At 68.3% G+C, this 18,119-nt stretch carries 18 protein-coding genes and 1 pseudogene; 8 read left to right on the top strand and 11 right to left on the bottom strand.

The window, feature by feature from the left end; translation table 11 throughout:
• Positions 1-207: 207 nt before the first annotated feature.
• Both Asi03nite_RS33080 and Asi03nite_RS33085 read right to left on the bottom strand, forming a co-directional pair.
• Complete coding sequence (locus Asi03nite_RS33080) at positions 208-948, bottom strand: hypothetical protein (protein WP_203684450.1); 741 nt, start codon at positions 946-948, stop codon at positions 208-210.
• 101 nt (positions 949-1,049) lie between these two features.
• Positions 1,050-1,640 (bottom strand): hypothetical protein, encoded by a 591-nt coding sequence (locus Asi03nite_RS33085; RefSeq protein ID WP_203684451.1) that lies wholly within the window; start codon positions 1,638-1,640, stop codon positions 1,050-1,052.
• Between the two features lie 9 nt (positions 1,641-1,649).
• Between Asi03nite_RS33085 and Asi03nite_RS33090 the strand changes: the two genes are divergently transcribed.
• From Asi03nite_RS33090 to Asi03nite_RS33100, 3 genes are all read left to right on the top strand, one after another.
• Complete coding sequence (locus Asi03nite_RS33090) at positions 1,650-2,504, top strand: helix-turn-helix domain-containing protein (RefSeq protein WP_203684452.1); 855 nt, start codon at positions 1,650-1,652, stop codon at positions 2,502-2,504.
• Between the two features lie 170 nt (positions 2,505-2,674).
• Entirely contained in the window at positions 2,675-3,619 is a 945-nt protein-coding gene (locus tag Asi03nite_RS33095) for an NADP-dependent oxidoreductase (protein WP_203684453.1), read from the top strand.
• Positions 3,620-3,992: 373 nt separating this feature from the next.
• Complete coding sequence (locus tag Asi03nite_RS33100) at positions 3,993-4,541, top strand: AAA family ATPase (protein WP_239103098.1); 549 nt, start codon at positions 3,993-3,995, stop codon at positions 4,539-4,541.
• Positions 4,542-4,717: 176 nt separating this feature from the next.
• Here Asi03nite_RS33100 and Asi03nite_RS33105 read toward each other — a convergent pair whose 3' ends face one another.
• Entirely contained in the window at positions 4,718-5,689 is a 972-nt protein-coding gene (locus Asi03nite_RS33105) for an aldo/keto reductase (protein ID WP_203684454.1), read from the bottom strand.
• 165 nt (positions 5,690-5,854) lie between these two features.
• On the opposite strand from Asi03nite_RS33105, the gene Asi03nite_RS33110 reads away from it, so the two are divergent.
• Both Asi03nite_RS33110 and Asi03nite_RS33115 read left to right on the top strand, forming a co-directional pair.
• Positions 5,855-6,460, top strand: coding sequence for a TetR/AcrR family transcriptional regulator (locus Asi03nite_RS33110; protein ID WP_203684455.1), 606 nt, complete (start codon positions 5,855-5,857; stop codon positions 6,458-6,460).
• Positions 6,461-6,479: 19 nt separating this feature from the next.
• Positions 6,480-7,613 (top strand): threonine synthase, encoded by a 1,134-nt coding sequence (locus Asi03nite_RS33115; protein ID WP_203684456.1) that lies wholly within the window; start codon positions 6,480-6,482, stop codon positions 7,611-7,613.
• A 384-nt stretch (positions 7,614-7,997) separates the two neighbouring features.
• Here the strand turns inward: Asi03nite_RS33115 and Asi03nite_RS33120 are convergent, their stop codons facing one another.
• The 4 genes from Asi03nite_RS33120 to Asi03nite_RS33135 form a co-directional block, all read right to left on the bottom strand.
• Positions 7,998-8,987, bottom strand: coding sequence for a hypothetical protein (locus Asi03nite_RS33120; RefSeq protein ID WP_203684457.1), 990 nt, complete (start codon positions 8,985-8,987; stop codon positions 7,998-8,000).
• Positions 8,988-9,394: 407 nt separating this feature from the next.
• Positions 9,395-9,595 (bottom strand): ferredoxin, encoded by a 201-nt coding sequence (locus tag Asi03nite_RS33125; RefSeq protein WP_203684458.1) that lies wholly within the window; start codon positions 9,593-9,595, stop codon positions 9,395-9,397.
• Positions 9,592-10,866 (bottom strand): cytochrome P450, encoded by a 1,275-nt coding sequence (locus Asi03nite_RS33130; protein WP_239103099.1) that lies wholly within the window; start codon positions 10,864-10,866, stop codon positions 9,592-9,594. The genes Asi03nite_RS33125 and Asi03nite_RS33130 overlap by 4 nt, the downstream gene beginning before the upstream one ends.
• Before the next feature lie 25 nt (positions 10,867-10,891).
• Positions 10,892-11,530, bottom strand: a complete 639-nt coding sequence (locus Asi03nite_RS33135) for a TetR/AcrR family transcriptional regulator (protein ID WP_203684459.1) — start codon at positions 11,528-11,530, stop codon at positions 10,892-10,894.
• Between the two features lie 642 nt (positions 11,531-12,172).
• Here Asi03nite_RS33135 and Asi03nite_RS33140 point away from each other — a divergent pair.
• Positions 12,173-14,353, top strand: coding sequence for a pectate lyase-like domain-containing protein (locus Asi03nite_RS33140; protein WP_307834048.1), 2,181 nt, complete (start codon positions 12,173-12,175; stop codon positions 14,351-14,353).
• Between the two features lie 127 nt (positions 14,354-14,480).
• Here the strand turns inward: Asi03nite_RS33140 and Asi03nite_RS33145 are convergent, their stop codons facing one another.
• The 3 genes and pseudogenes from Asi03nite_RS33145 to Asi03nite_RS33150 form a co-directional block, all read right to left on the bottom strand.
• On the bottom strand, positions 14,481-14,654 hold the full coding sequence (locus tag Asi03nite_RS33145; protein WP_203684461.1) for a hypothetical protein: 174 nt from the start codon (positions 14,652-14,654) through the stop codon (positions 14,481-14,483).
• A 40-nt stretch (positions 14,655-14,694) separates the two neighbouring features.
• Positions 14,695-14,985 (bottom strand): annotated as a pseudogene (locus tag Asi03nite_RS39020) (alcohol dehydrogenase catalytic domain-containing protein); the annotation flags it as partial.
• A 45-nt stretch (positions 14,986-15,030) separates the two neighbouring features.
• The gene (locus Asi03nite_RS33150; RefSeq protein WP_203684462.1) at positions 15,031-15,495 is read right to left on the bottom strand and encodes a winged helix DNA-binding protein; all 465 of its coding nucleotides are present in this window, start codon (positions 15,493-15,495) and stop codon (positions 15,031-15,033) included.
• Positions 15,496-15,693: 198 nt separating this feature from the next.
• On the opposite strand from Asi03nite_RS33150, the gene Asi03nite_RS33155 reads away from it, so the two are divergent.
• On the top strand, positions 15,694-16,452 hold the full coding sequence (locus Asi03nite_RS33155; protein WP_203684463.1) for a class I SAM-dependent methyltransferase: 759 nt from the start codon (positions 15,694-15,696) through the stop codon (positions 16,450-16,452).
• 51 nt (positions 16,453-16,503) lie between these two features.
• On the top strand, positions 16,504-16,692 hold the full coding sequence (locus Asi03nite_RS33160; protein ID WP_203684464.1) for a hypothetical protein: 189 nt from the start codon (positions 16,504-16,506) through the stop codon (positions 16,690-16,692).
• Positions 16,693-16,893: 201 nt separating this feature from the next.
• Here the strand turns inward: Asi03nite_RS33160 and Asi03nite_RS33165 are convergent, their stop codons facing one another.
• Positions 16,894-17,511: a phosphotransferase gene (locus tag Asi03nite_RS33165; RefSeq protein ID WP_203684465.1), complete on the bottom strand. Its 618-nt coding sequence runs from the start codon at positions 17,509-17,511 to the stop codon at positions 16,894-16,896.
• Positions 17,512-18,119: the final 608 nt, after the last annotated feature.

Raw genomic sequence — 18,119 nt, forward strand, 5'->3', positions numbered from 1 at the left:
TTCGCCGGGACAGAACCTGACACTCCCTGACGAGATCAGCACACGGCCGACGCGGTCACCGTCTACTTGTACGCCGGGCGCGACTGATGCCCCGGACATCCGAATCTCTTATCACCGAGGGTGTGGTGTGCCTGCTCAAGCTCGTACCCGCCGCACTCTGGCGAAGAGCACAAACCATATCCGCTCATGAAGTACTCGATCAGCTGCTTAGCGGTCGTCCTCGTTGGGGCTCGGGCCGGCCAGGACCTCCGCCGCGTCCGCCAGCTCGGTCACCAGTTCCGACAGCGCTATGACGGAAGAGAGTTCTCTCTGCGTAGCGCTCTCGAACAGTCTTGATGCGGCGACGGTTTCCGGGTCCTCCATGGCCTTCCTGCACAGATACTCAAAAAGATCGGCCTGCGCGCTCACCATTCTGGCGTGGGACTCAGCGATGGTCGCCTCCGCTGCGGAAGCCCTTCTTTCCGGGTTCCAGTCCCGTATCACCTGGAGAATCCGGACAATGTAGGGGACCCTGTTCGCCAGGGCGGACAGGACGACCTCCAAGGGGTTCGAGAATCGCATTCCGACGATGACCGTCGAAGGAACCGGAGGTGCGGTCATCTCCGAGTCGACCACTTTGTCCAGGAGCGAGGTGAACCCCATCTGCTCGTGAACGTAGCCCCAGGGCCAATAGTGAAGCAGCTTCTCCTCCTCGGGCAGAGCCACGCCGAGCTCGGACGCGCGGGTGCGCAGGAAGTCCGGTCCCTCCTGCGCCGCGCTCGACAGATTGCTGGTATACAGCGCCTGCCGCTCGGACAGCCAAGCCAGACGCTCGCCAAGCTGGATCGCGGCGTCAAGGTCTCCAAGAACCGTGGTGACGTGCTCGAGGGTGACGTCCGGGCCCAGATCGACCCGCCAGATGAACTCCTCCGCCGCGCCGGCTCCAGCTCTGGGTGCATGTCGCCTCATAGGTTGTAACCTAATCAGCCGATGACGGCACCACGCGGGATTTCACCCAGGTCGGCAGGATGGCGTAACCACTGCCGCCATCTCCGCTTCCGTCCGCAGGCTCAGCTCCTCCTGTTTCCATCAGCACGAAGGGCGTCCGCCACAGTTTTTCCGTTCATCACCTGTTCCGCCGCCTCCATGAGGAGAATCATCGGCATCTCCTCGTCGGCGAACAGTTCCCGGGCACGCGCTTCGCGCTCTGCGGCCTTCGTGGCAGCCTCAGGATTTCTCTTGTCCTCCGCGATGTCGGTTGCGGCCGCGAAAAGATCCCGCGTTCCCCGGGTCCATTGAGGTCCGAGGCCGATTATCAATTCTCGTACGACGGGATCGGCCAGGACGCGGTACAATTCGCCCTCGGACAGGGAGCGCAGAAATGCCCAGCAGTCCGGCGGATACGGCCAGCTTCCCTCAAGGGTTCGCCGCAGCACCTCACGGACACGCCTCGCCTCCGGCGAAATCTCCATCAAACCATTGTCGCCCACGATCCCCAGTTTGACGTCAGGACTCCGGAACAGTTCGCCGGACGAACCCGGCATCGCGTTCCGGGCATGACCATTCGTCACGACCGTCTTGTCGGAATTCCGGTCCCCGGCCGGACCGGTGCGCTGGACGTCGATGCCGCCGTCACCCCGCCGTTTGGACCGGCCGGGCACACTTGGGCCGTGGAACGTCAGGAGTTCGGCGCCGCGGTGCGCCAGTTGCGGGAGGGCACGGCCCCTGCGGCTGCCGGGCTACCGACCGGCCGCCGACGGGTGCAGGGACTGCGGCGGGAGGAGCTCGGTGAGCTCGCGGGGATGTCTCCCGACTACGTACGCCGGTTGGAGCAGGGGCGCAGCCATCCGTCGGCCGGGGTGGTGAACGCCATCGCCCGTGCGTTGCGGGTCGGGCGGGCGGACTACGAGCGGCTCTGCGCGCTGGCCGGGTACGCCGCCGCGGACGGGCAGGTGCCGAACGAAGTCGGTCCAGGTGCGATGCGGCTGCTGGAGCGGTTCACTGACACTCCGATGTTCGTCTCCGACGCGGCGATGAACCTGATCGCCGTGAACAGCGCGTTCCTGGCTCTGGGGCACTGGGATCTGACCGGGGACCCGTGGGAGTGGAACATCGCCTGGCGTACGTTCTGCGATCCGTTCAGTGGCTTCAGGCAGTCCACGGTCGACGCAACCGATCATGAGGCGATCCTCGTCACCCGCCTGAGGAGCGCGCTGTTGCGCTACCCCGCCGACGCGTCGCTCGCCGCGCTGGTCGACGAGATGCGGAGCCGGAGCCGTCTGTTCGACACCTTGTGGCGCACGCCGCGACCGGTGGCGGCCTACGAGAGCAGTGCCGCGTTCATCCATCCGGACGGCGGCGCCGTCACGCTGGTCGGCAGCCTGCTCGCCATCCCGGGCGACGATCTGGCGGCTCTGATGCTCACCGCGGCGCCCGGCTCGGCCGACGCGGCGCGTCTCGCTGAGCTCGTCGGCGACGCCGGGGAACCGACCATCATCAGGGTGGGCCGGTCTGGCCCAGGCTGACCGCGCCGGATCCTGCGAGATTGAGTGACGTCTCCAGCAGCCGCGGTTCCAGCGGCCGCCTCCGGGCGGCCCTGGTGACACGGGGCTGGACGCCTTCATGACTCGAAGCGATGACCCATCGCCTCACGTCACGAAGCACATCGACGGCGCTCACGGAAGCAGGTTCAGCGATGAAGGCAGTACGTTTTCACCAGTTCGGCGGTCCCGAGGTGCTGCGCTACGAGGACGTCGAGCAGCCCGTCCCGGGCGCCGGCCAGGTCCGGATCCGGGTCGCCGCGACGTCGTTCAACGGCGTCGACGGCAACATCCGCGCGGGGTACATGCAGGGCCCGATCCCGGTCGAGCTGCCACACACTCCCGGCATCGACGTCGCGGGCACGGTCGACGCGCTCGGTGACGACGTGGACGACGTCGCGGTCGGCGACCGGGTCATCGGCTTCCTGCCGATGACGGGGACCGGAGCGGCGGCGGAGTACGTGATCGCGCCGGCGGAGATCCTGACGGGGGCGCCCAGGAACATCCCGCTGGCCGACGCCGCGGCGCTCCCGCTGGTGGGCCTGACCGCATGGCAGGCGCTGTTCGACCACGGCAATCTGACCGCTGGTCAGCGCGTGCTGATCAACGGTGCCGGTGGAGCGGTCGGCGGATACGCCGTGCAGTTGGCCAAGGAGATCGGCGCCCAGGTGATCGCCACGGCCGGCCCGCGCAGCGCCGATCGTGTCAAGGCCGCGGGCGCCGACGAGATCATCGACCACACCACCACCGACGTGGCCGCGGCGGTGACCGGGCCGGTCGACCTGGTACTCAACCTCGCGCCGGTCACCCCGGAGCAGCTGGCCGCGCTGGTCACGCTGATCCGGGACGGCGGCGCCCTGGTCAACACCACCGTCTGGATGCCCGCGCCCTCCGACGAGGAGCGCAACGTGCGCGGCATCGACCTGTTCGTCCGCAGCGACGCCGACCAGCTCGCCGACCTGGCCGCCCGGGTCAGCACCGGTGAGTTGCGCGTGGAGGTCGCCCAGCGGGTGCCGTTGGCCGACCTGCCCGCGCTGCACGCCCAGGCCGGTGCGGGCGAGCTGCCCGGCAAGACAGTCGTCCTCGCGCCCACGGCCTGACACGATCCCCTCGCCGGCCCGGTCCTGGCTGGTCAGCAGTCGTCCTCGCGCCCACGGCCTGACACGCTCGAGGAGAAGCGGTCATCTCCTGTCTGTTCGCCCGATCCGCTCACCAGCCAAGACAGGAATCGGTCCTGGTGAGAAGCCGCTGCCCGGCGCCGCTGGTGGTGCTCAGCGGAGCCTGGACATTCGCCAGCACGCCGCCGCCGTTGAGCCAGATCAAATGCCAGCGCTGGTTCGACCCGCCGTTGCACGCCGCGCATCTCACTTTCCTGCCGCTCGTCGCCCGAGGCTGTTACGCGTCAGAGCGGCGCGCGCCGGCTCGTGTCGCTGAGTGAGATGCCGCGCCGAGGGCGCTTCCTACAATGGCACGGTGCCACGACTGATCTTGTTGAATGGCCCGCCGGGGTGTGGCAAGTCGACCTTGGCCCGCATGTTCGTAGCAACGCATCCACTTGCGCTGAACATGGACATCGATCGGATTCGGGATCTGATCGGTGGATGGCGCGAGCACATCGAGACGGCGGGACTTCTCGCCCGCTCTGTCGCGTTGGCCGGCGCTCGAGTGCATCTCGGCGCAGGCCACGACGTTGTCGTGCCGCAACTGCTGGCTCGCCCCACATTCATCGAGCAAGCCGCCGCGCTGGCCGACGAGCTCGGCAGCGCGTTCCATGAGGTGGTCCTCATCGACAGCAAACGGAATGCCATCCAGCGTTTCGTCGATCGGAGCAGGAGCAGCACCGAGCCCGGCCACCGGGACGCCGGAGAAATGCTGGAACGGCAGGGCGGTCTCGCAGAATTGGAGGCGGTGTACGACCGCCTCACGGCGTTGGTGGCAACCCGTCCCGCGACGAAAGTCGTACGCACCCGGGCCGGCGAAATCGAGCAGGCCTATCGCGACTTCCTCGACGTCCTGGCGTGATCCCGCCGGAACCACATCAGGATCCACATTTACGAAGAGCCCGCGTAGCTGCGACCGTTAGCCGCGCCCGGCCTGCACGCCGAACGGTGTCCGGGGACGCGCCCGGGTCCTCCTCCAGCGGGCGCCAGCCGCAGTCAACGCCGTCCCGGTGGGGGAGGTCCGAGTTCGCCATCGGCTCAACGGTCGATGGCGGCCAGGTTGTCTTCGTCGTAGCGGGCGCCGGAGGCCGACGCCAGGTTGTTCAGCCGAGCCACATGCTCGTCGATGAGTTTGACGCGGTCAGCGGCGGCATTCTCTTCCAACCGGTCAACTCGCGTGGTGCCGGGGATGGGAGCGATGTCGTCGCCTTGGGCGAGCAGCCAGGCGAGGGCGATCTGTGCGGGCGTGGCTCCGGCTTCCGCGGCCACGGCGCGGACCTCGTCGACGATGCGCATGTTGCGTTCGAGATTGCCGCCGGCGAAGCGTGGGTTGGTGCGGCGCCAGTCGTCGCTTTCGAGGTCATCGAGCGAGCGGATGTCACCAGTGAGGAATCCGCGGCCCAGCGGGGAGTAAGAGACGAGGCCCACTCCGAGTTCGCGCAGTACCGGCAGAACCTCCGCCTCGGGGTCGCGGGCCCACAACGAGTACTCGGACTGCACCGCGGCGATCGGGTGGACGGCGTACGCCCGCCGGATCGTCGCGGGCCCCGCCTCCGATAGGCCGATGTAGCGGATCTTTCCCTCGGCTACCAGTTCCGCCAGTGCTCCGACGGTTTCCTCGATGGGTGTGTCCTGGTCCACGCGATGCTGGTAGTAGAGGTCGAGGTAGTCGGTTCCGAGGCGCCGGAGCGACCCCTCCACCGCGAGCCGGATGTTGGCCGGGGTGCTGTCCAAGCCTGGGCGGCCGGTGTGCGAGACCAGGCCGAACTTGGTGGCCAGCACGACCTCGTCCCGGCGGCCCTTCACCGCGCGGCCCACCAGCTCTTCGTTGGTGTAGGGACCGTAGGCCTCAGCGGTGTCGACGTGGGTGACACCGAGGTCCAGGGCGCGCCGGATCGCCCGGATCGACTGATCGTCGAGCCGGCCGGCTCGTCCGTAGAAGGCCGACATGCCCATGGCGCCGAGTCCGATGCGGGAGATCCTCAGCCCGCCGAGCGACGTGGTTTTCATCGTGGTGGTCCTCTTCCTGATGCGAGCACGAACGCTTTAAGTTCCGGTCGGTCCAGAACGCTAGCACATCTGGACCGATCAGTAGTAAAGTCGATGTGAGCAGCGAGACAGCTAGCCACGCCCATTGGCCGCGCCTGTCGGATCCGAACCGAGGAGGATGCCGCCATGAGTGGTTCCCGGAGCACCGCGTTCGGCCGTCCCCGCGAGTTCGACATCGACGAGGTGCTGGAACGCGCCATGCGGGTGTTCTGGGCGCGGGGATACGACGGCACGAGCCTCACCGATTTGACCGGCGCCATGGGAATTACCAAGTCGAGCATGTATGCCGCGTTCGGCAACAAGGAGCAGCTCTTCCGCAAGGCCGTGGAGCGCTACGCCGAGGGGCCGGCCTCCTACTCGACACGCGCCCTGCGAGAGCCGACCGCGCGCGCGGTGGCCGAGGCGTTCCTGCGTGGAGCCGTCCGGACCACGACGTCACCTGGCTGCCCCGCCGGGTGCCTGTCCGTTCAGGGCGCGCTGACCCTGACCGAGCAGAGCCGGCCGGCGCACGATGCGCTCGTCGACTGGCGCAACGATGCGGGCGTCCGACTCGAGGAGCGCTTCCAGCGCGCCATCGAGGAGGGTGATCTATCACGTGACGCCGACCCGGGGCGCCTCGCCCGCTTCATCATGACGACCGGGTTCGGTATCGCCGTCCAGGCCGCGAACGGGCTCGGGGCCGATGAACTCGACGAGATCGTCGACACGGCGCTGCGTGCGTGGCCGGAGTAGCGCGAAAGGTGAAGAAGTGATGGGGAACTACACCGCAACGGTGCTGCTGGACAGGAGCGGCAACACGTACCCGCTCAGCGACCGGCGCTGGCGCGGCGACGACGGCAGCCCCCTCGCGCTGTCGCCGCTGTCCGGGTTGCGGCCGGAGCAGATCGACCAGGGTGAGCGGTCGCTGTGGCGCTACCGGGCCGTCCTGCCCGTCGACCCGGACTATCGCGTGAGTCTCGGCGAGGGTCTCACCCCGCTGGTCGCGCTGGCGTGGGGTGAGCACCGGGTGCACTTCAAGCTGGAATGGTTCAACCCCACGTCGTCGTTCAAGGATCGCGGCGTGTCGGTGATGGTGTCGCACCTGCGTTCACAGGGCGCTGACCGGGTGCTCGAGGACAGCTCCGGCAACGGCGGCGCCGCGGTCGCTGCCTACGCCGCCGCGGCCGGCATCCGCGCGAAGATCATCGTGCCGGCGGCGACGAGCGCGCCGAAGATCCTGCAAGCACGTGCCTTCGGCGCGGAGATCGAGCTCGTCGGCGGTACCCGCGACGAGGTCGGCGCCGAGGCCGTCCGGCAGTCGGAGCAGATCCGGTACGCCAGCCACAACTGGCACCCGATGTTCGTCCAGGGCACCAAAACGATCGCGTACGAGATCTGGGAAAGCCTCGGCTTCACCGCCCCGGACAACGTGGTGCTCGTCGCCGGAGCCGGCAGCCAGATCCTCGGCTGCGACATCGCCTTCTCCGAGCTGCTCGCCGCCGGACAGATCGACCGGCTGCCCCGGCTGCTCATCGGGCAGCCCGAGCACTGGGCCACGATCGCCGACACCTTCAACGGCGTCGACCGGGCCGGGCGCGGCGAGCGCGTGCCTACCGTCGCCGAAGGGGCGTCCATCGCCACCCCGGTACGGCTGCCCGAGGCGGTCGAGGCGCTACGTCGCTGCGGCGGCGCGGCCGTCGCCGTTCCGGAAGAGCAGATCCACGGTGCGGTCCGCGCCCTGGCCGCCCGCGGCCTGTACGCCGAGCCGACCAGCGCCGTCGCGGCCGCCGCGCTCGACCACTTCATCTCCACCGGCACCATCACTGCCGGTCAGACGACCGTCGTCGTGCTCACCGGTTCGGGGCTCAAGTCCGCCGACAAGATGGCCAGCCTCATCCCGGCCTGAGCCGGACACTCACATCACCCGCCACCGGAGAGCCCGACCAGGACGGCTGGCCAGCCCACCTCCGCCCCGGCTCCGGGCCTGGAACTGCGCGACAGTCCCGGCCTGATCGCCCCGCGCGGGCACCACTCGAAGACCGTCCCGCACCAGACCTGACCGCAACCACTCACTCCCTCGGACCTGGGTGGCAACGGCAGCGCTTGGTGAAGGGACGCCGATTGCCCGGTGACGACCGCCACCGGCGACGACGATCCCTCCCAGGGCCCGTGCATCGCGTAGGTCTGGCCGACAAGAGTCGTGATATCGAGCGGGTGCAATCGTCGACAAGCGCATTCGTCTGCCACTACGAGTCCGCCCGCGTGATCGGCCAGCGGGAATGTCGTTGTGCTACTTGTCGAACGCCAGGGAAGTCAGGCGCGCGCTGCTGAGACGGTAGACGCTGGGGCCGTTGGCCGGTTCGAGCAGGATACGCCGGCAGCCGTCGGCCTCGATGTAGATCGTGCCGCCGGGTTCCAGGTGCAGGACGGCGAAGCTGCTGGCCGGGGTGCTGCAGGTGGCGGTGCTGGGGGCGGATGCCTCGATCTCGGCCCGGATCGCGGTCCAGCCGGTCGCGGGCAGCGGGCCGCCTGATCGGAAGTCACCGGCCGGTTTAGCGCTGCCGCGTTCGGCGGCCGGGACGTCGTAGACGCAGCGACGGACATTCGCCCGCTCCGGCAAGGGCGCGAGCGCCGTCCCGTGACGATTCTCGGCGCCGCCCATGGCCCACGCCATGTCCGCCCAGGACTGGGAACAGCCGCTGCTGGCCGCCTCGTCGGACACGACTTGCTGGACCACCCGGCTTTTCACCGTGGTGGTCGCCAGCTTCTCGAACGCCGTGCGGAACTCTCTACGCGGCTTGCCGCAGGCGTCTACCGGAACACCGGGGCGAATCCAGCGCCCGTCATCGTCGAGCAGGGCCAGCCAAGGCACTGCCGGCATTTCCATGGTGCAGACCCCCGCGGTGGGGCCCTCGTCGGACAGGCGCAGCGTGGACAGCACCGTGGTCAGATCGTCGGCGCGGGCTTCCTCGGCGACCAACTCGGTTCCTCCGCCTGGGCGCTCCCGGATGCTGGCGCCGCAGATGATCGCGGAGACCGGCTGAAAGCCGTCGTCGAGAAGTGGCAGGGTGAGAGCGTCCTGGCCGTCATTGATCCGGTTCTGCGCCGAGCCGTATGCCGTACTGTCGCAAGACTCCCAACGGTCGTGGATGGCAGGCGTCGCGGGGCCGCTACGCACGGGCGCGGGAGCCAGGCCGACGATGTCGCTGTCGGCGCGGGCGCAGCCGCCGGCGAGGACGGCTAGCAGGGCGGTGGCCGCCGCGGTCCCTCGTACGCGCATGGGTTCCTCCTACGGTCACCGGTCTGCCTCTCGCCGAGACCTGGCACCGGTCTAGCAGGTTCCCACAACACCGGCCGAGTCGAGCCTGGTCAGAACGTTTCAAAACGCTGCCGAACCGACCGAAAATCGCCGTGGGCGTGGCCGTGGAACAGAGAGTCAGCTCGTGCTGCCACCGCGCTCTCCATCGCCCCGGAGGCCGTGGTCGCGCAAGCGGACGAGCGCCGACGCCGAAGCGCCCCTCTTACTGTCGTGCTCGATCCGCGTGCTCTCCTCGTCGAGGGCGGCCCGGCCGCAGCGCATTTCCAGGCCGCGACCATGGCCGTCACTGACATTCCCCGACCTCAACCGGCTGTGGTCGCGGCCGCGGCGCGGACCGAGGTCACCGTGGCCGCGCGGCGTGCCGGCGGCTACTCCGTCAGGGAGAGAGCCCGGCTCGGGCAGATTTCGACGGCGATCCGGGCCCGCTTCCAGGCTTCGTCGTCCGCCGGGGCGTCCTGGAGGAGAACGACCGTACCGTCCTCATCGCTTTGATCGAACGCGTCGGGGTCGGTCAGGACGCACTGGCCCGATCCGACGCAGCGGTCGAGGTCCGCCACGATCCTGGTCATGCCGGGTCCTCCCAGGTCACCGGCACCTCGTGGATGCCGTAGATGAAGGCGTCGTCTTTGTAGGGCAGTCTGTCGGCGGGTGTGGCGAGCCGCAGGGTCGGGATGCGGCGGAAGAGGGTGTCGAAGACGATCTGCAGTTCCATGCGAGCCAGGTTCTGGCCGAGGCACTGGTGGATGCCGAAGCCGAAGGCGACGTGGTTACGGGCGCCCCGGTCGAGCTTGATCTCTTCCGGATCGTCGAAGGCCGACGGGTCGTGGTTGGCGGCGTTGCTCAGTGCCAGGACGGGGTCGCCGGCCCGGATGGTTACGCCGCCGATCTCGACATCCTCGACGGCGACGCGGGAGTTGGCGAATTCGGCGATGGTGTAGACCCGCAGCAACTCCTCGATCGCGAGGGGCGTACGCGTGGGGTCGTCGCGCAGCGCTGTCAGTTCCTCCGGGCGCTCGAGCAGGGTCACCACGCCGAGCGAGATCATGTTGGCGGTGGTCTCGTGGCCGGCGATCAGCAGCAGGAAGGCCAGCGACAGGACGTCCTCGGGGTCGTTGCCCTGGGCGAGCTGACGGCCCAGCAGGTCGTCGGCCGGGTCTGCGGCCTTCTCGAGGATCAGGTTTTTGAGATAGTCGCGTAGCTCCGTGGCTGCCTGCCGCCGTTCCTCGGCGGTGACGGCGCGGCTGAGCAGGGCCGAGCTGCGGCTCTGGAAGAACTCGTGGTCGTGGTAGGGCACGCCGAGTTGTTCGCAGATCACCAGGGATGGCACCGGCAGGGAGAGAGCTCGTACGAGGTCGGCGGGGCGCGGGCCGGCCAGCATGGTGTCGATGTGGTCGTCGACGATTTGCTGGACGCGGGGGCGCAGGGCGGCCATGCGGCGCACGGTGAACTCGCCAACCACGGCCTTGCGGGCGGGCCCGTGCTCGGGCGGGTCCAGCTGGATGATCGATGGGCGCATGAGGTCGGAGGTGGGTTGCTCGCGGGTGAGCCGGGGGAAGTTCGGGTGCTGGCGATCGGAGCTGAAGCGCGGATCGGTGAGCACGGCGCGGATGTGTTCGAGTCGGCCCAGCGCCCAGGCGACCTGGCCACTGGGCAGGGTGACCTGGGAGATCCCGGATTCGGTGTCCCGGATGCGGGTGTGCTCGTCCGGGGGCGCGTACGGGCAGCGGCGGGTGGTCTGCAAGGCGGGAGCGGTCACCGAGAACCTCCATCGGTTACAGTCGAACCTAAGCGGAATAAAATCCTCCGATTCCTGGCCGAGAATAGCCTTGAATCCGGACATTCGTCCAGAGTCGACAGCAAGGTCGTCAGGAATCCAGATGGAGGTCGGTCACGCTGATCGGTTCGCCGGGAAGCATGGTCCGCCCACCCGAGTGCAGGCCGTCCAGGACTAGGCTCAAGCAGCGGCGCATCAGCAGGTCGGACATCTCCGCGGACCGGCTCGGTGGCGGTTTGAGCAGGAGCGACACCACCGCCAACACGTCACCGGCGCCGACGTCGGACCGCATCGAACCCTCGGCCTGGGCCCGCTCGACCAGGTGCTCGACCAGGTCGAGCACCGCGGCGCGGGTGTGCCGGAAGTCGGGTGCCGCTTTGAGGGCCTGCCGCGTGTGCTCGTCCATCATGGTCACGTGCGTGCTGAACCGTAGGTCGACGGCCCGGCGGACGACCCGCGCGAGGGCGTCCCAGGCGGCCGGCTCCTCATCGATTGCGGCGCGGGCGTCGGCCAGGAGGGCCGAAAGGCTCTCCAGGGCCACGGCGCGCAGCAGCGACCCCCGGTCGGGGAAGCGGCGGTAGAGCGTGCCGACGCCGACCCCGGCCCGGCGGGCGATCTCGTCCATCGGCGCACCCGGGCCGATCTCGGCGAACACGACCCGAGCCACGGCCACGATGTTGTCGCGGTTACGCTGGGCGTCGGCCCGCAGCCGGGTTGTTTCAGCCTTCATCCCATCCTCCCGCGTTCCCGGCAGATTAGCCGGGCGCGATCGTGGCGGCCACCGGCTGCCGGTCCGGATCCAACGGCGCCCGGCCAGATCCGCGCCTACCTCGCCACCACTCGCGTCCTCGGGTCCCATCGTGGCGAGCCGGCCGGCACCACGGTGTGGCGGCTGCTGACCCGCCTCGACGCCGCCATGGTCGCGGCGACCCTGGCCGGATGGCGGCGAAACCGACACCGCCCGCCAACCGAGCCGCTTACCGTCGGCCAACCGAACTCGTACAGGCTGTAACCAGCGGCTATCCGAACACGCAACGACCCTGGGCGCGAGACGGCGAAAAACGCGGCCGATAACAGTTTTCGGGGAATGACTTCCCCCGATGCGAAACCGATTGGCAGCATCGACCGCCGTAAAGCCGGGTTCGGTGGTGAGGGCTTCCCGTTCCGGAACCGGACCCTTTGTTGCCGGCATATTGACGAGCTGAGACATCGAAGTAACAATTGCGCAGAGAGCGCTCTCTGGCAGCGCCTCGTGGTCCCCCGCTCTGCCGCACCTCCGTCCCCACGGACGCGGCACTGTCCGATAGGCAGATACATGACACCCCCCACCCCGACCTCCCCACGGCCGAGACGTTCGCGCCGCGGGCGGCTCGTGCTGAGCGCGACCCTGACCGCGGCCCTCGGCATCACCGTCGCGTCGGTCGCCGCCACCGCGAACGCCGCGGATCTCCCGCTGTCGCAAGGCAAGGCGGCCACCGCGTCGTCCGCCGAGAGTGCCGCCTTCCCGCCGTCCGCCGCGGTCGACGGTGACGCCGGCACCCGCTGGTCCAGCACGTTCGCCGACCCGCAGTGGCTGCAGGTCGACCTGGGCAGCGCCCAGTCGATCAGCCAGGTCGTGCTCAACTGGGAGGGCGCGTACGCCTCGGCCTTCACCATCCAGACCTCGCCCAACGGCACCACCTGGACGGACATCACCCCGGTCACCACCGGCAAGGCCGGCGTCCAGACGCTGAACGTCACCGGCAGCGGCCGGTACGTGCGGATGAACGGCACCACCCGGGCCACCCCGTACGGCTACTCGCTGTGGGAGTTCCAGGTCTTCGGCGGCGGGGCGAACCCGTCCCCGACCACTCCGGCGCTGCCGACCTCCGACACCCCCGACTTCGGCCCGAACGTACGGATCTTCGAGCCGAACACGCCGGCGTCCACCATCCAGTCCGCGGTGGACCAGGCGTTCAACGCGCAGCTGCGCAGCCCGACCGCGCAGTTCGGATCGCAGCGCCACGTGTTCCTCTTCAAACCGGGAACCTACGGGCGGGTGTGGGCCAACGTCGGGTTCTACACCACGGTCGCCGGCCTCGGGCTCAACCCCGACGACGTGACGATCAACGGCGCGGTCAACGTCGACTCCGGCTGGAACTACGGCGACGAGTCCAACGCCACCCAGAACTTTTGGCGCAGCATGGAGAACCTGTCGATCGTGCCCGAGGGCGGCACCAACCGGTGGGCCGTCTCGCAGGCCGCTCCGATGCGCCGGGTGCACATCAAGGGCAACCTGACCCTGGCCCCGTCCAACCAGGACAACGGGCAGGGCTACTCCAGCGGCGGCTACCTCGCCGACTCCGTCGTCGACGGCGTCGTCTCCTCCGGCTCCCAGCAGCAGTGGTACACCCGGGACAGCCGGATCGCACGCTGGGACGGCGGCGTCTGGAACATGGTCTACTCCGGCGTCCAGGGCGCCCCGGCCAACGCGTTCCCGAACCCGCCGCACACCACGCTGGCCACCACCCCGGTCACGCGGGAGAAGCCGTACCTCTACGTCGACAGCGCCGGCCTCTACCGCGTCTTCGTGCCCGCCCTGCGGCGCAACTCCGCGGGCGCCAGCTGGCCGAACGCGGCCGGTGCCTCGATCCCGATGCGGGAGTTCTACGTCGCCAAGCCCGGTGACAGCGCCGCGCGGATCAACGCCGCTCTCGCTCAGGGCCTGAACCTGTTCTTCACCCCAGGCACCTACTCGCTCGCCGAGACGATCCGAGTGACCCGCCCGAACACCGTGGTGACCGGCATCGGGTTCCCGACCCTGATCCCGGCCAACGGGGTCGAGGCCCTGAACGTCGCCGACGTCGACGGGGTCAAGGTCAGCGGACTGACCTTCGACGCCGGCACGACCAACAGCCCGACCCTGATGAGCGTCGGCCGGGCCGGCGCCCACACCGACCACGCCGCGAACCCGATCAGCGTTCAGGACGTCTTCTTCCGGGTCGGCAGCAGCGTCCAGGGCAAGGCCACCACCACCCTCGCGGTGCACAGCGACGACACGATCGTCGACCACATCTGGGCCTGGCGGGCCGACCACGGCGGCGCACCCACCGGCTGGACGGTCAACACCGGCGACACCGGCCTGATCGTGAACGGCGACGACGTCCTGGCAACCGGTCTGTTCGTCGAGCACTACCAGAAGTACGAGGTGATCTGGAACGGCAACCGCGGGAAGACAATCTTCTTCCAGAACGAGAAGCCGTACGACGTGCCGAACCAGGCCGCCTGGATCGGGCCCCGCGGCAACGGCTACGCCGCCTACAAGGTCGCCGACACCGTCACCGACCACGAGCTCTGGGGCGGCGGCTCGTACGCCTTCTTCAATGTCAACCCCAGTGTCCGGGCGGACCGGGCCTTCGAGGTGCCCAACCGCTCCGGCGTCCGGCTCCGCAGCATCCTCACCGTCTCGCTCGGTGACGTCGGCACCATCACCAATGTCGTCAACGACACCGGTGGCGCCGTCCCCAACCCGGCCGGCAACACCACCCCGCGCCAGGTCGTGGCCTACCCCTGATCCGACCTGAACCTGGCGGCCACCGGTGCGACCAGCACCGGTGGCCGTCGCCGTTCAGAGGAGCAGCCGTACGTCGAGCCGGCGGGGAGGTCGGTCGGCTCGATGCCGACCGAGCCGCAGGCGCCGGTCACCGGCACGACGCACCGACCCGCGGGTCAAGCTTGTCGTGCGCCTGGTACGCGATCAGACCGGCCAGCGCAAGCGCGGCGGCATGCGGCAGGGGGATGCTCTTCGGGGCATACGCCGCGATGGCAGTGTCCAGCGCGACCAGCTCCGCTGTCGTGCCGCGTCCGGCTGCCATCTGCGCGGACGTCGCCACCACCTGGTCGTCCCGGGGTTAATGCGGTGGCGTTCGACTCCACGCCCGTGCCGGAGATGTCCCAGCCGAGGATCATCGGCATCGGCACCGCGATCTCGTGCAGCCCCGAGCGGGTCCGCAGGTCGACCGGATCCACCGCGGCAGCGACCGTCCTGATCTGGATCTCACCTGGGAGGACAGCGGGCTCCGGCAACTCGGCGACTCGCAGTTTCTCCGGTCCCCCGCACTCGGTGAGCACCACGGCGCCTCGACCGAGCCCGGCCGGGCTGCGGTCGTACGACCAGTGGACAAGTAGCCGAGGAGAGGGTGTCACAGCTTCTTCGGCATCGACATCAGGAAGGCGGGCGACTCCAAGTCGCTACGCCGAGCCACCGGTATTCCGAATCAACTGTCGGAGAACTTTCAAAGCCGCCACGTAGTCCGCGTCATCGATATCTTTATGGATGAGTGCCCGGATAGTCGGCGCGTACTGCTTGAAGCGCAGGCGAGCATCCTCCCCAGCCTCGGTAATGCTCAGTGCGCCTTTCTCGTCGCGGCTCACCCACCCGCGCTCCAGCAGTGCTTGTGCCTCGACGTCGAGGTCATCCTCCGCCCTGAGGTACGAGCTCATCGCCTGCTCCAGTTCAGAAACGGTCATACCGCCATCATGCGGCAGAAGGTCGCTCGGAGAGAGATTGCGTAGCAGCCAGAATTGGGGCTGGGTGAAGCCGAATTCGGCTTGCCGGGCACGGGTGAAGGCGATAAGGGACTCGTAAGCCACACCCGTCCAATAGGCGGCAGGTTGACCAGCGAGTTCGTCGTCCGGCAGCTCAAGCGTCGTCATACTGGTCTCCCTCGATGTCGAATGGCGCAGCCACGGAGCAGTATCCAACTTCAACTATGGTTGAGATCAAGAGCCTGGGAAGGAACCGACTCATTCGCTGGTGCCGGAAGTCGGCGCGCAGGGTCATGAAACAAGTAGCCGATGAGCGGATGCCTAGCTATGCCCTTATCCGGTTGACCGCATCGCCAGGATGTTGATGTGCGTACGTTCGAAGACCTCATCGACGAAGCGGCCCGAGTTGACGTGACCGGATGGAACTTCGACTGGCTGCGCGGACGAGCAACCGAGGACCGGCCACCGTGGGGGTACTCGCGTCTACTCGCCTCACGCCTTGCCCGTGTCGCCTCGGGCCTGGACATCGACACCGGAGGCGGCGAAATCATCGCTGAAGCACCCCGGCTGCCGCCCCGGATGGTCGTCACCGAGGGATGGCGCCCGAACGCAGAACGCGCGCACCGCTTACTCTCGCCTCGCGGGGTGCAGGTGGTCTTCGTGGAGCAAGGACAGCCCCTGCCGTTTGCGGACGCCGCCTTCGAGCTGGTAGGTAGCCGCCACCCGGTAGATCCCGACTGGCGCGAGATCGCTCGCGTGCTGGCTCCGGAGGGCACATACCTGGCCCAGCACGTCGGACCGGCGTCCGCGTTCGAGCTGATCGAGTGGTTCCGTGGTCCGCTGACACGCGAGCGGCTCAGCCGCGACCCCGAGCGTGAGGCCGCGGCGGCGCGATCCGCAGGGCTACAGATCGTCGACTTGCGGACCGCGCGCTGCCAGATGGAGTTCTTCGACATCGGCGCGGTCGTCTACATCCTGCGCAAATGTGTCTGGTGGGTGCCCGACTTCACCATCGACCGCTACCGGACAGCCCTGGAACGACTCGACGCGTACATCCGCGAGCATGGCGTCTTCGTGAGCCACTCCGCTCGTACCCTGATCGAAGCCAAGAGGGAGGTCGGGTGAGGCAACATCACTTTCTGCCGCGATCCGCGCCCGAACCAACCCAAGGCCAGCATGTCTTTCCTCGCCGAGGCCGGGTTGCCGCTGCGGTCCTTCGCGCCCGGTAGCTCCGGCTGGCCGATTGACGACGGCCGGCACCGCGGCCGCATCATTGCGGCTCACGCCGGGCTCGGCGCCGGCGTCGATGTCGGCCTGGCGCAGTCCGCCACCACGAACACGATCCCGGCGGCCGACCCGGCCTGATCCGTGGCGGGAGGCGGCCCTGGCTCAGTGACCCGTGAGTGGGGCTTTGTGGCTGGTGTCGGTCAGGGTCTACCTCAAACGACAGAGTGGAAAGCCGTGAACGGGGCGCTGTTGAAGGTGTGTCACGCGAGATAGCCGCCCGAAGGCGCCGGGCCGCAAGCTCACGGTGTTCAGCCGTGGCCCCGTCGAGTTCCCTCACGTTCATCGCAAAAGTGCGGCCAGGAGCGTCGTCCGGTTTCCCCTGACGAGAGCGCTGTCGTTCTCAGCCCAGGCGACGGCCTCCTCGGCGCTCTGTCGACGGACACGATCCAACGCGAGATTCCGTGCGTTGGCAGCTTCGCTCGCGGCAATCTCGGCTTGCCTCAGGAGCATCATGTCGATCAGCAGCTCGGTCTCCACCGAACCGTAGCCATCTCGCAGCTCCCGCAGGTGCTCCGCTTGGTGCTCAATGGGAACGTTGCCAGCTGACTGAATGCACCAGGTCCAACTCATATAGGCGAGATCCTCGAGCCGCCGTCCTGGTCGGCAGGAGTCCCAATCGATCAAGGCAACCGGCTGACCCTGCCGGAAGATGGTGTTGAACGGACCGGGGTCGCCATGTATCACGCACTCCTGCGTGCCGGCGAGGGCGTGGCCGTCAGTCGCATCATGCAACTCGCGCAGGATCCTTCCGCCCATGCCATACGCCCCGTGACCACGTTGGCTGGGGTGATCCGTCGTGCATCCTGGAATGAAAGTGAGGATGTCCCGGTCGCGCTCGTCAACACCCAAGTAGCGAGGCGCATGCGCAAATCCAATCGACTCCAGGAACGTCAGCACGCGTGCGGCGAACCCTGCCCCCGACCCGCGCGTGTGTCTCACTGTCTCACCAATTCGGACAACTTCGCGGGTATTGCGCCCTCCGGTCAAGCGGTCTTCAGCCACCAATTCAGCATGCCAGGCCAACAACCGACGGGCCGCCTTTGGGCACAGGGCCGTTGCGTTATCGCGGAGCGACGCGCTGAACAGGGTCTTCGTGCGGTGAGCGGCCTCTGTGGAGGCGGATGAAGCGGGTGAAGCCCTCAAGTGATGATGGTGGCGGCGTTGCTCACCGTCGCCCTTCTGTGCAGTCCTGGCCGGTGCCACGTCGTTCGTCGCGATCATCGGCTCGCTGTACGACCTCGACGAAACGGCCCAGGTCCGGCTCGGGTTCACCCGTGGCGTGCCCGCCTGCACGACGATGTGGCGGCTGCTGACCCGCCTCGACGCCGCCCTGGCCAGCGCCGTCCTGGCCGGTTGGCTCCGGTCGCGGGATCAGCTCCAACAGCAGTTGGTGCAGCTGGGAAACCATCCGAGTGTGGTCCTCGCCGAGGCAGCGGCACCACGGCCAGGATCCGCAGCACGGCCAGCTGTTCATCGTTGACCAGCGGACGCAGCCCGGCCACACG

Origin of the sequence: Actinoplanes siamensis, assembly GCF_016862395.1 — a bacterium.
In the GTDB taxonomy this organism is placed as follows: domain Bacteria; phylum Actinomycetota; class Actinomycetes; order Mycobacteriales; family Micromonosporaceae; genus Actinoplanes; species Actinoplanes siamensis.